General features: G+C 55.0%; 10 protein-coding genes and 1 riboswitch. Of the genes, 5 read left to right on the forward strand and 5 right to left on the reverse strand.

Annotated features, from left to right (window positions below):
- Nucleotides 1-233: 233 nt before the first annotated feature.
- Nucleotides 234-1,085, reverse strand: coding sequence for a glutamate racemase (gene murI / locus LRM19_RS19585; RefSeq protein WP_023309660.1), 852 nt, complete (start codon nt 1,083-1,085; stop codon nt 234-236).
- Nucleotides 1,030-2,883, reverse strand: coding sequence for a TonB-dependent vitamin B12 receptor BtuB (btuB, locus tag LRM19_RS19590; RefSeq protein WP_271369668.1), 1,854 nt, complete (start codon nt 2,881-2,883; stop codon nt 1,030-1,032). Before btuB ends, murI begins: the two co-directional genes overlap by 56 nt.
- A gap of 66 nt (nt 2,884-2,949) precedes the next feature.
- Nucleotides 2,950-3,125: riboswitch (cobalamin riboswitch) on the reverse strand.
- Nucleotides 3,126-3,229: 104 nt separating this feature from the next.
- Between btuB and trmA the strand changes: the two genes are divergently transcribed.
- A complete protein-coding gene (gene trmA / locus LRM19_RS19595; RefSeq protein WP_111963978.1) occupies nt 3,230-4,330 on the forward strand; it encodes a tRNA (uridine(54)-C5)-methyltransferase TrmA in 1,101 nt (366 codons plus the stop codon).
- Between the two features lie 52 nt (nt 4,331-4,382).
- On the opposite strand, the gene LRM19_RS19600 is transcribed toward trmA, so the two are convergent.
- Both LRM19_RS19600 and fabR read right to left on the reverse strand, forming a co-directional pair.
- Nucleotides 4,383-4,742, reverse strand: a complete 360-nt coding sequence (locus LRM19_RS19600; RefSeq protein ID WP_008501783.1) for a YijD family membrane protein — start codon at nt 4,740-4,742, stop codon at nt 4,383-4,385.
- 9 nt (nt 4,743-4,751) lie between these two features.
- The gene (gene fabR / locus LRM19_RS19605) at nt 4,752-5,390 is read right to left on the reverse strand and encodes an HTH-type transcriptional repressor FabR (RefSeq protein ID WP_008501784.1); all 639 of its coding nucleotides are present in this window, start codon (nt 5,388-5,390) and stop codon (nt 4,752-4,754) included.
- Between the two features lie 196 nt (nt 5,391-5,586).
- On the opposite strand from fabR, the gene sthA reads away from it, so the two are divergent.
- A complete protein-coding gene (gene sthA, locus LRM19_RS19610; RefSeq protein WP_008501785.1) occupies nt 5,587-6,987 on the forward strand; it encodes a Si-specific NAD(P)(+) transhydrogenase in 1,401 nt (466 codons plus the stop codon).
- Here sthA and oxyR read toward each other — a convergent pair.
- Nucleotides 6,970-7,887 (reverse strand): DNA-binding transcriptional regulator OxyR, encoded by a 918-nt coding sequence (oxyR, locus tag LRM19_RS19615; protein ID WP_271369669.1) that lies wholly within the window; start codon nt 7,885-7,887, stop codon nt 6,970-6,972. The genes sthA and oxyR overlap by 18 nt on opposite strands.
- 487 nt (nt 7,888-8,374) lie before the next feature.
- Here oxyR and ppc point away from each other — a divergent pair, with 487 nt between their 5' ends.
- The 3 genes from ppc (at nt 8,375) to fsa (ending at nt 12,676) form a co-directional block, all read left to right on the forward strand.
- A complete protein-coding gene (gene ppc, locus LRM19_RS19620; protein ID WP_047653049.1) occupies nt 8,375-11,026 on the forward strand; it encodes a phosphoenolpyruvate carboxylase in 2,652 nt (883 codons plus the stop codon).
- A gap of 94 nt (nt 11,027-11,120) precedes the next feature.
- Nucleotides 11,121-11,885, forward strand: coding sequence for a helix-turn-helix transcriptional regulator (locus tag LRM19_RS19625; protein ID WP_271369670.1), 765 nt, complete (start codon nt 11,121-11,123; stop codon nt 11,883-11,885).
- A gap of 128 nt (nt 11,886-12,013) precedes the next feature.
- On the forward strand, nt 12,014-12,676 hold the full coding sequence (gene fsa / locus LRM19_RS19630) for a fructose-6-phosphate aldolase (protein WP_271369671.1): 663 nt from the start codon (nt 12,014-12,016) through the stop codon (nt 12,674-12,676).
- Nucleotides 12,677-12,687 lie beyond the last annotated feature (11 nt).

The raw sequence follows: 12,687 nt of genomic DNA on the forward strand, positions 1-12,687 counted from the left end.
AACGCGGCTTTCGCTCACCGTTGCGAGGTCCCGTATATTACGTTTTCCTCGTTCAGAGTCAAGTGATTATTTTCGCTTTTCTCTGCTGGTGTTCATCTCTGAACCCCGCTAACCCGGCGGCCTGTAAGCCGTTGTTCCGTGTCAGTGGAGGCGCATTATAGGGAGTTCTCAGACGTTGACAACCCCTCTTTTAAAAAAAACTTTCAACCGTCTCTTTTTTGCTCAAAACCGTGCTATAGCGCCAGTTTTTCGAGCGTTTCAAAGCCATAACGGCGTAAAACGGGTAAAAGTTGCTCAGTCTCTTTCGTGATAGCCATACAAAACGCGATATTCGCATCGGTAGATTTCGCATCCGGCGCTTCGTGTTCCAGCAGCCAGGCAGTACGACGAGCGATAGCCGCACCCGAATCCACCAGGCGCGTCCCCTCCGGTAACACCTCCAATAACTCTTCCTGTAATAGCGGGAAGTGGGTACAGCCCAGCACAACGGTATCCGGAGGTTCGGGCATCCGCAGCCACGGACGAAGAATACGACGCAGCTCGTCGAGTGATACCGCCTTTCCATGCAGCTTCGCTTCGGCCATCTCCACCAGCTCGGCCGAGCCCAGCATCGCAATCTGACATTCGTTAGCAAAACGGTCGATCAACTCGCGGGTATAAGGACGCTTTACCGTGCCTCGCGTTGCCAGCAAACCCACTATGCCGTTCGCCGTCAGACGCGCGGCAGGCTTTATTGCAGGGACAACGCCCACAACCGGGAACTGGAATTTTTCACGCAGGGCGGGAAGAGAAACGGTGCTCGCCGTATTACAGGCGATGACGGCCAGCGCAAGGGGATAGCGTTTTTGTACCGCAGTGACGATTTCAACCACACGCTCAACAATAAAATCTTCGCTCTTTTCCCCATACGGGAAAGCGACGTTATCGAAGGCGTAGATGTAATGGAGATCCGGCAGGAGATGCCGAATCTCATCATAGACCGAAAGCCCACCGACGCCGGAATCAAACACCAGCACGGTGGGACGCGGATTAGAAGGTGTAGCTGCCAGACAAGGTGTATTCCCGTCCTGCAGTTTGGTAGCCATAAACTGTCTCGTAATCTTTATCGAACAGGTTGGCTATTTTACCACGAACTGTGAGATGTGAGGTGACAGGATACGAAACTGCGACATCCCAAAGGCTGACACCGCCCATTTTCACGCGTTCTGACGAATAGGTGTCAGGATCAATCGCGACATCATAGCGGGTGCCCAGATAACGGTAGGCAAGGTTCCAGTCGAGATCCCATACCTGCCAGTCAAGCTGGTACTTAACCTGCTGCTTAGAACGGCGGGCCAGTACTTCGTTGGTTTTGGCATTACGCGGGTCGACGTAATCATATGAAATCTGATGTCCGACCGGGCCAGTATCGAACTGTGCCGTCGCTTCCACACCTTTAATACGTGCTTCGTCAACGTTGTAGTAACGATACGTATGCGGATCGCTGTTAATAAGATTATCAATGTCATTTCGATAGCCGGTGATACGCCAGTTGACCGGTCCCGTCAGACCTTCAAAGCCCCCTTCCCACTGCTTACTCTCTTCCGGTTTGAGGTCCGGGTTACCATAAGAGGCGCTGTGGATCTGGCTCATGGTTGGTGCTTTAAATGCGGTACCGTAGGAGGCAATCACGCGATAGCCATCCACAAACTCCCACGCCGCGCTGGTTTGCCATGTGCCATGGTTACCAAAGTTGGAGTTGTCGTCATTACGCGCCGCCGCTTCCAGCGTCACGCTGCTGAACTGCTGCATTGCCGAAACAAACACGCCGGTATTGCGTTGCTCGTACCCTTTATCCAGGTAGCCCGTTCCGGCCTGCGTCTTCTGCTTTTGCCAGTCCAGACCTGCGCCAATGTTGCCGTGACCGACTTCCACGGTGTTGAGCCATTGGGTGGTGTACTGCTTCACGTCATCCATGGTGGCGGAATCAGCGTAACGCCCTTTCTTCGGATCATAGTTCTGATCTTTACTGCGACCGTAACCCGCGACCAGCTGTGACTGGAAAATCCCCTGGTTGTAACGCAGACCGGTATCCCAGTTCTGGCTATAGAGCTGGCGAGTATCAGGTCGTCCATCCACCATAAAGTTGTCGTCGTAGTGATCGTAACCGTCGTACGCGGTGCGGTTGTCATAACCAAAGCCACGGAAGAAGCCGCTCACGCTATCGGTAATCTGCTGTTCCACGGAGCCGTACAGCGTTTTACTCATAAAGCCATCGCGGTCCGGCTGGCGCGGAGCATCTTTGGCATCAATATCAAAACCACGGGTATAGGTGTAGTTACCCGCCATGGTGATTTTGGTTTTATCCAGCACCTGCTGGAAAGCGCCGTCATAGGTCTGATAACCCTTAGAGCCGACGCCCGCTGAGATTTCCGCACCCGGCTTGTCACGTCCGGTGATGATGTTGATCACGCCGCCAATCGCATCGGAGCCATACAGGGCCGAACGCGGACCACGGATGTACTCAATACGCTGAATCAGCGAGGTTGGGATTTGGCTCAGATCGGGAACGTTGCTGATCCCGGCGTTATTCAAAGGAATACCGTCAATCAGCACCAGCACATGGCGAGATTCCGTTCCGCGAATAAAAGTCGAAGAGTTCGAGCCCATTCCACCGCTTTGCGCGATATCCACGCCAGGCAGACGTGACATGATTTCCACCACGCTTCTGGCCTGCCAGCGTTCAATATCTTCGCGCGTCACCACGGACGTCGGTGCCAGAACAGTTTTTGCCGGTTGTTCAAAACGATTTGCCGTCACCACCAACGAGTCTGCGCTATCCTGCGCCCAGCCCGAAAATGCCGTGACGGACAACGCCGTCAACAGCGATACTTTTTTAATCATTGTTAAAGCATCCACAATATAAGAAGGATGCCGCAGGCCTCATCGATAGCACGCGATGATGAAACCAAATGCGACGTGATCCCGGCAGGTCTTCGGGCTAGGTGGCTATATAAGGATGAAGACTTCCCATTTTCACAGTGTCTACAACGCTCATCCCGCCAGTCTTTACCGCTGCGCGTCAGCTCCAGATTTACACTGGATTCCCTTTTCACTCTCAGGAGACCGGAAACAGAATGCTACAATTAGACACGTATGGATGTCCAGACAGCTATTGGCCATTAAATCTGGACATCCCCTGAACAATGCCTACAATCGCCGCGTAATTCTTTATCACTCAGGACGCATCATGACCCCAGAACACCTCCCGACAGAACAGTACGACGCGCAGCTGGCAGAAAAAGTTGTCCGCCTGCAAAGTATGATGACGCCTTTCAACGCGCCCGTTCCCGAGGTGTTCCGCTCTCCAGTCAGCCACTACCGCATGCGCGCCGAATTCCGCATCTGGCACGACGGTGACGACCTGTACCACATCATTTTCGATCAGCAGACGAAGTCCCGTATCCGCGTGGACAGCTTCCCGGCAGCGAGTGAGCTTATCAACCAGCTGATGACGCTGATAATGGACGGCGTGCGCAACAATCCGATGCTGCGTAACAAGCTGTTCCAGATTGACTACCTGACCACGCAAAGCAATCAGGCGATTGTCTCCTTGCTATACCACAAAGCGCTGAACGACGAGTGGCGCGAGCAGGCAGAAGCGCTGCGCGATGCGCTACGGGCGCAGAATATCAACGTTCACCTGATTGGCCGGGCGACAAAAACCAAAATCATGCTGGATCAGGACTACGTCGACGAGCGCCTGCCTGTGGCGGGTAAAGAGATGGTCTATCGTCAGGTGGAAAACAGCTTCACCCAGCCGAATGCCGCGATGAACGTGCAGATGCTGGAGTGGGCGCTGAAGGCGACGGAAGGGTCAACGGGCGATCTGCTTGAGCTCTACTGCGGTAACGGCAATTTCTCGCTGGCGCTGGCGCGTAATTTCGACCGCGTCCTCGCAACGGAAATCGCCAAGCCGTCGGTAGCCGCCGCGCAGTACAATATTGCCGCTAACCATATCGACAACGTGCAGATCATTCGTATGGCCGCGGAAGAATTCACGCAGGCGATGAACGGCGTACGCCAGTTTAACCGCCTGGAAGGGATCGATCTGAAGAGCTACCAGTGTGAGACGATTTTTGTAGACCCGCCGCGCAGTGGCCTGGACAGCGAAACCGAGAAGATGGTGCAGGCGTACCCGCGTATTTTGTACATCTCCTGTAATCCGGAGACCCTGTGCAAGAACCTGGAAACGTTAGGCCAGACGCACAAGGTTGAACGTCTGGCACTGTTCGATCAGTTCCCGTATACGCACCATATGGAGTGCGGCGTACTTCTGACGGCTAAGTAAATATCCGGCATTTTGGCAGGTGGCGCTTCGCTTACCTGCCCTACAAAATTCTCTACTCCGGTAACTGGCTCTTGCGGCTACGCATGCGCGAGCCAATCCAGAACACCAGCGCCACAGACAGTACCGCAGGGAAGAAGTTAGAGCCGATATCCGGATACTCCGCGCGAACCACGGTGCTATACAGCAATACGCCCAGAATAAAGCAGGCAGCGGCCAGCCCCGGTAACCCCACCGGCATGGTGCGGTTCAGGTAACGTTGATGCAGGCAGTAAACCGTCAGCACCAGCGCTATAAGCGGGAAAATCGAAAATGGAACGATTGAGCTAAAAATAGCGGCAAACGTACCATTAATGGATAAGCCAGCGATCAATGCCAGCAACAGCGTCCCTTTATCCTGACCTGACTGTTTCATTACTCACCTTCACTCTTCGGTTTGATGTGCCAGTTTCTCTTGTTCACGGCGATACCAGTAGTACGCGCCTTTGGAGATCATCCTGAGCTGCAATACCAGTCGCTCTTCGAGCTGCTTGCGTTGTTCAATGCTGACGTCCAGCGCTTCGGCACCCGCGCTGAAAACAATCGTCACCATCGCCTCAGCCTGTGCTTCAGTAAAGGCACGCGGCATATGGTTTTCGAGTTCAAGATAGTCGGCAAGTTCCGCGATGAAATGCTGAATTTCACGCGCGACGGCGGCACGAAACGCCGCCGATGTGCCCGAACGCTCGCGCAGAAGCAGACGAAACGCGTTGGGGTTATTGCCGATAAATTCCATAAAGGTCGATACGGAGGTGCGGATCACGCTGCCCCCTTTGGCGATACGCTGACGCGCCTGGCGCATCAGCTGGCGCAGCATCAGACCGCTCTCGTCGACCATAGTCAGGCCCAGTTCATCCACATCACGGAAATGACGATAGAAGGACGTTGGCGCAATCCCGGCCTCGCGTGCGACTTCGCGCAGGCTCAAACTGGCAAAACTCCGCTCAGCACTCAGTTGACTGAATGCGGCTTCCACCAGCGAACGCCGGGTTTTCTCTTTTTGTTGTGCTCTTACGCCCATCACGATAGTTGAATCCTTCCAAAGGCCTGATGGCACTATACCAGAGAATAAAATTAATCTGTTTGTCTGGCTTTGTGAATGATTGTTTACGTGCGGTTTGTGCTCCACTGCCGGAAAAAAGCACAACGATAATTGGGTTACTCCGGCAATGATGTTATGATTCTGTTGCTTTTATGTATAAGAACAGGTAAGCCTTACCATGCCACATTCCTACGATTACGACGCAATAGTTATTGGTTCCGGCCCCGGCGGCGAAGGTGCTGCTATGGGTCTGGTGAAACAGGGAGCCAGAGTAGCGGTCATCGAGCGCTACCATAATGTCGGCGGCGGTTGCACCCACTGGGGCACCATCCCTTCGAAAGCCCTCCGCCACGCCGTTAGCCGCATTATCGAATTTAACCAGAACCCTCTTTACAGCGACCACTCCCGACTTCTTCGTTCCTCTTTTGCTGACATCCTGAATCACGCGGATACCGTTATTAACCAGCAGACACGCATGCGTCAGGGATTTTATGAGCGTAACCACTGTGAAATTTTGCAGGGCAACGCGCATTTTGTGGATGAACACACCCTGGCACTCGAATGCCACGACGGTTCGGTTGAAACCATCACGGCTGAAAAATTTGTGATTGCCTGCGGTTCACGCCCGTACCATCCCGCCGACGTCGATTTCTCGCACCCACGCGTCTACGACAGCGATTCGATTCTGAGCCTGCACCATGAACCCCGCCACGTCATTATTTATGGCGCAGGGGTCATTGGTTGCGAATATGCGTCGATCTTCCGCGGGATGGACGTCAAAGTTGACCTGATCAACACCCGCGACCGCCTGCTGGCTTTCCTCGATCAGGAGATGTCTGACTCCCTCTCCTACCACTTCTGGAACAGCGGCGTGGTGATTCGTCACAACGAAGAGTACGAGAAAATTGAAGGCTGTGACGACGGGGTGATCATGCACCTGAAGTCCGGCAAGAAGCTGAAAGCAGACTGCCTGCTGTACGCCAACGGCCGTACCGGCAACACCGATTCCCTGCAGCTGGAAAATATCGGGCTTGAGACCGACAGCCGTGGTCAGCTCAAGGTCAACAGCATGTATCAGACCGCCCTGCCGCACGTCTACGCGGTTGGTGACGTGATTGGCTACCCGAGCCTGGCCTCTGCTGCCTACGATCAGGGCCGAATTGCCGCTCAGGCGCTGGTGAAGGGTGAAGCAACGGCGCACCTGATTGAAGATATTCCGACGGGCATCTATACCATCCCGGAAATCAGTTCAGTCGGGAAAACCGAGCAGCAGCTAACGTCAATGAAGGTGCCTTACGAGGTGGGTCGTGCGCAGTTTAAACATCTGGCGCGGGCGCAAATCGTGGGGATGAGCGTGGGAACGCTGAAAATTCTTTTCCATCGCGAGACGAAAGAGATCCTCGGGATTCACTGCTTCGGTGAACGCGCCGCGGAAATCATTCATATCGGCCAGGCAATCATGGAGCAGAAAGGTGGTGGTAACACCATTGAGTACTTCGTCAACACCACCTTTAACTACCCGACCATGGCGGAAGCCTATCGGGTAGCCGCGCTGAACGGCTTAAACCGCCTGTTTTAACGCGCTGTCAAAATGGCCATCCATTGCACCGCGGATGGCCTCTGCCAGCTGCTCATAGCGGCTGCGCAGCGGTGAACCCGGACGATAAACCAGGCCAATCGTACGACGCGGTTCCGGCTTAATGCATGGCAGATAGACCACGCCATCACGTTTACGCTCGTGCGGCACCGCCAGCGCAGGCAGAAGCGTAATACCGCTTCCCGCCGCCACCATATTACGCAGCGTTTCCAGACTGGTTGCCCGGAAATGGGTATCTTCATCGGCACCCGCTTCGAAGCAGAAGCCCATAGCCTGGTCGCGCAGGCAGTGGCCATCTTCCAGCATCAGCAGCTTTTCTCCGGCCAGATCGGCCATCGGCACGCGATCGCGGTTCGCCCACGGGTGATCTTCATAGATCGCCAGTATCATCGGCTCATCGAACAGCGGTACTTCAATAAAGGCTTCACTCTCTTTTACCAGTGCAAGAATGGCGCAGTCGAGCTTGCCGCTGTCCAGCTGCGCCAGCAGCTGATGGGTTTGCGCTTCGTGCAGGTACATTTCGAGTTTCGGGAACGTCTGGTGCAGCATCGGAATGATGTGCGGCAACAGGTACGGGCCAACGGTTGGGATCAGGCCAATATGCAGCGGGCCGGACATGGCCTCCCCCTGCTGGCTTGCCATTTCCTTGAGCACTTTGACCTCGCGCAGCACGGTGCGCGCCTGATCCACCAGCAGAAGACCTGCCTGTGTGAACAGAACCTTACGACTGGTGCGCTCCAGCAGCATCACGCCCAGCTCGTCTTCAAGCTTGCGGATCTGGCCGCTCAGCGTGGGCTGGCTGACGTGGCAGGAATCTGCCGCGCGGCGAAAGTGACGATGCTCGGCTAACGCTACCAGGTATTCAAGATCACGAATATTCATTATTCATCCTCCGTCGCCACGATAGTTCATGGCGATAGATAGCATAGCAACGAACGATTATCCCTATCAAGCATTCTGTTGAATAATACACCACATAGACGAGGCGGCACGTGTTTGACCCTTGACGTCCCCGCACCGTCAACGAGTTTCTCTCAAAACTCGAACAACTAAAGCCAACGTGAACTTTTGCGGACCCCGTGGTCCGCTTTTTTTTTGCGTAAAAAACCGGAGATAAAAGCAAAATGGCAATCGCAGTTGCCATTTTTAGTGATTAATCCCTTTCCCCTGAAGATTTTCATAAGCATCTCTTATCTGGCGCAATGCGAATTAAATTTCGTAAATTGCCCTCATTTATTCGTTTGCTGAACCGTTTTCGCAGCAATTGACGACGGGGGTTTTACGTGGCTTTATAAAGGGAGATGACAAAATAATGTCCAGAAAATTTTCGCCTGGGCATAAACAAAAATGATGGGGTGACTGGGTTTTTATGAACGAACAATATTCCGCGTTGCGTAGTAATGTCAGTATGCTCGGCAAAGTGCTTGGAGATACCATCAAAGACGCGTTGGGGGAGAACATCCTCGACCGCGTTGAAACCATCCGCAAGCTGTCTAAATCTTCCCGTGCCGGTAACGAGGCCAGTCGTCAGGAGCTGCTCACCACCTTGCAGAACCTCTCAAACGATGAGCTGCTGCCCGTTGCGCGCGCATTCAGCCAGTTCCTGAACCTGGCTAACACCGCTGAGCAATACCACAGCATTTCGCCAAATGGCGAAGCGGCAAGCAACCCGGAAGTCATTGCCCGCACCCTTCGTAAACTGAAAGACCAGCCAGACCTCAACGAAGCCACCATCAAAAAAGCGGTGGAGTCACTTTCGCTGGAGCTGGTGCTGACCGCACACCCCACTGAAATTACCCGTCGCACCCTGATCCACAAAATGGTGGAAGTGAACAACTGTCTGAAGCAGTTGGATAACAAAGACATTGCCGACTACGAACGCAACCAGCTGATGCGTCGTCTGCGCCAGCTGATTGCCCAGTCCTGGCACACCGATGAAATTCGTAAGCATCGCCCAAGCCCGGTGGACGAAGCTAAATGGGGCTTTGCGGTAGTAGAAAACAGCCTGTGGGAAGGGGTGCCGAACTACCTGCGCGAGCTGAACGAACAGCTGGAAGAGAACCTTGGCTACCGCCTGCCGGTCGATTTCGTTCCGGTCCGCTTCACCTCCTGGATGGGCGGCGACCGCGACGGCAACCCGAACGTGACCGCGGAAATTACCCGTCACGTCCTGCTGCTGAGCCGCTGGAAAGCGACCGACCTGTTCCTGAAAGACATTCAGGTGCTGATCTCCGAGCTGTCGATGGTTGAAGCGACGCCGGAACTACGCGCGCTGGCAGGTGAAGAGGGTGCCAGCGAACCGTACCGTTTCCTGATGAAAAAACTGCGCGGTCAGCTGATGGCCACTCAGGCGTGGCTGGAAGCGCGTCTGAAAGGTCAGCGCCTGCCAAAACCAGAAGGCCTGCTTAGCCAGAACGAACAGCTCTGGGAGCCGCTGTACGCCTGTTATAAATCACTCCAGGCCTGTGGGATGGGCATCATCGCTAACGGCGAACTGCTCGACACCCTGCGCCGCGTGAAGTGTTTCGGCGTGCCGCTGGTGCGTATCGACGTACGTCAGGAAAGTACCCGCCATACCGAAGCGCTGGGCGAGCTGACCCGCTACCTCGGCATCGGCGACTATGAAAGCTGGTCCGAAGCCGACAAACAGGCCTTCCTGATCCGCGAGCTGAACTCGAAGCGCCCTCTGCTGCCGCGCAACTGGGAGCCAAGCAACGAAACCCGCGAGGTGCTCAACACCTGTAAAGCGATCGTGGACGCGCCGAAAGGATCGGTGGCCGCCTATGTGATCTCTATGGCGAAGACCCCTTCCGACGTGCTGGGCGTTCACCTTCTGCTGAAAGAAGCGGGAATTGACTACGCCCTGCCGGTCGCCCCGCTGTTTGAGACCCTCGACGACCTGAATAACGCCAACGACGTCATGACCCAGCTGCTGAATATCGACTGGTACCGCGGCTTTATCCAGGGCAAACAGATGGTGATGATCGGCTATTCCGATTCCGCGAAAGATGCAGGCGTGATGGCGGCATCCTGGGCGCAGTATCAGGCGCAGGATGCCCTGATCAAAACCTGCGAGAAAGCCGGTATTGAGCTGACCCTGTTCCACGGACGCGGTGGCTCGATTGGCCGTGGCGGCGCGCCTGCACACGCAGCCCTTCTGTCACAGCCGCCGGGAAGCCTGAAAGGCGGCCTGCGCGTCACCGAGCAGGGCGAGATGATCCGCTTCAAATACGGTCTGCCGGAAGTGACCATCAGCAGCCTGTCGCTTTATACCAGCGCTATCCTGGAAGCAAACCTGCTGCCGCCGCCGGAGCCGAAAGCATCCTGGTGCCATATCATGGACGAGCTGTCTGATATCTCCTGCGATCTGTACCGCGGCTACGTGCGTGAAAACAAAGATTTCGTTCCTTACTTCCGCTCGGCCACGCCTGAGCAGGAGCTGGGTAAACTGCCGCTGGGCTCACGTCCTGCGAAGCGTCGCCCGACCGGTGGCGTAGAGTCTCTGCGCGCGATCCCGTGGATCTTCGCCTGGACGCAAAACCGTTTGATGCTGCCCGCCTGGCTGGGTGCTGGTGCCGCGCTGCAAAAAGTGGTGGAAGACGGTAAACAGAGCGAGCTGGAGACCATGTGTCGCGACTGGCCATTCTTCTCTACCCGTCTGGGCATGCTGGAGATGGTCTTCTCGAAAGCTGACCTGTGGCTGGCGGAATACTACGATCAGCGTCTGGTGAAACCTGAGCTGTGGGCGCTGGGCAAAGAGCTGCGCGAACTGCTGGAAGGCGACATCAAGGTGGTGCTGGACATCGCCAACGACTCACACCTGATGGCGGACCTGCCGTGGATTGCCGAGTCTATTCAACTACGTAACATCTACACCGACCCGCTGAACGTCCTGCAGGCAGAGCTGCTGCACCGTTCGCGTCTGGCGGAAGAAGAAGGGAAAGAGCCGGATCCGCGTGTTGAACAGGCGCTGATGGTGACGATTGCGGGCGTTGCGGCGGGTATGCGTAACACCGGCTAATGCTTTACGCCCGGCGGCGCTGCGCTTGCACGGGCCTACGATAAGTAGGCCGGGTAAGCGTCGGCGCCACCCGGCAAAATTCGGTAGTCTCCTTATGCATTCCGATATCACCCAAATTTTGACTGACCTGGTGAACCGCACGTTACCGCTGGGTCAGATTCATTTCTCAGCGCTGGCTGAACAGCACCCCCGGACCTCTCCCTGCCTCGGCATTACCCTTGATACCCCCTGCGAGGCTATGTTTTCTTTTTTTGGACAAATCACGCCTCCCGCGCCTCACCCCCTGAGCATACATTTCGGTAAGCAGCTGCTGACTATCGAGTTACAGCATGACAATACGCTTTTACAGCAGTTCCAGATTGCCCGACGCGGCCCGCGAACGGGGGCTTTTCTTCTTCAAACGCTTACCGAATTACAGATGCAGCCTGAGGAGCAGGACACAGCAAGGCTGGTGGTTTTAAGCTTGCTCAGCCACTGCCGGGATCTGCTTGGCAGCGAAATTCATACCGACAGCCGTAGCCGGGCACTATTCGAAGCCGTTCGGAGCTATATCGAAGAAAATTATGCCTCTTTGTTAACTCGCAAATCCGTGGCACAGGCGTTCTACATCACACCAAACTACCTTTCCCATCTATTCCAGAAAGTCGGCAGCGTCGGATTCAATGAGTATTTAACAAAAACGCGCCTGGAACATGCGCGCCAGCTGCTGAAAGGCTACGATCTCAAAATTAAAGATATCGCCCCACGCTGCGGATTTACGGACAGCAACTACTTTTGCCGTCTCTTTCGCAAGCACACCGAACGTTCCCCTTCCGAATATCGACGTCAGTACCACAGTCAGCTGATCGCCAAAAAATAGCACTGTGATCGCTCTCGCACTTCGTTAAGGACATTACATTTGTCCAGTATTTAGCAAAATTGGCCTGTATCCGCTCTGCCTGCCCACGCCTTATCCTTTATTCAACCTTTCTGACTTAAGGAAAAATAATGGAACTGTACCTGGATACCGCCAACGTGGCGGAAGTTGAACGCCTGGCGCGCATTTTTCCCATAGCGGGCGTCACCACCAATCCGAGCATCATTGCCGCCAGCCGTGAATCCATTTGGGACGTGCTGCCGCGCCTGCAAAAAGCCATCGGGCCAGAAGGCACGCTGTTTGCTCAAACCATGAGCCGCGATGCAGAAGGCATGGTGGAGGAAGCCAAACGTTTAAGTAACGCCATCCCGGAAATTGTGGTGAAAATCCCGGTGACGGCTCAGGGGCTCATCGCGATTAAAGCATTGAAAAAAGAGGGGATAACCACGCTGGGAACCGCCGTTTACAGCGCGGCGCAGGGCTTGCTCGCCGCACTCGCAGGAGCGAAATATGTCGCGCCGTATGTAAACCGCGTTGACGCTCAGGGCGGGGACGGCATTCGCATGGTCCAGGAACTGCAGTCCCTTCTGGAGCTGCACGCGCCGGAAAGCAGGGTGCTGGCCGCCAGCTTCAAAACGCCGCGTCAGGCGCTGGACTGCCTGTTGGCGGGATGCGAGGCAATCACGCTTCCCTTAGACGTAGCGCAACAAATGCTCGGCACGCCAGCGGTAGAGTCAGCCATAGAGAAGTTCGAGCAGGACTGGAAAAACGCGTTTGGTAACCTCAACCTCTAAGGGAGAACTGT

Origin of the sequence: Enterobacter sp. PI-10 (assembly GCF_027947695.1) — a bacterium.
In the GTDB taxonomy this organism is placed as follows: Bacteria; Pseudomonadota; Gammaproteobacteria; order Enterobacterales; family Enterobacteriaceae; genus Enterobacter; species Enterobacter vonholyi.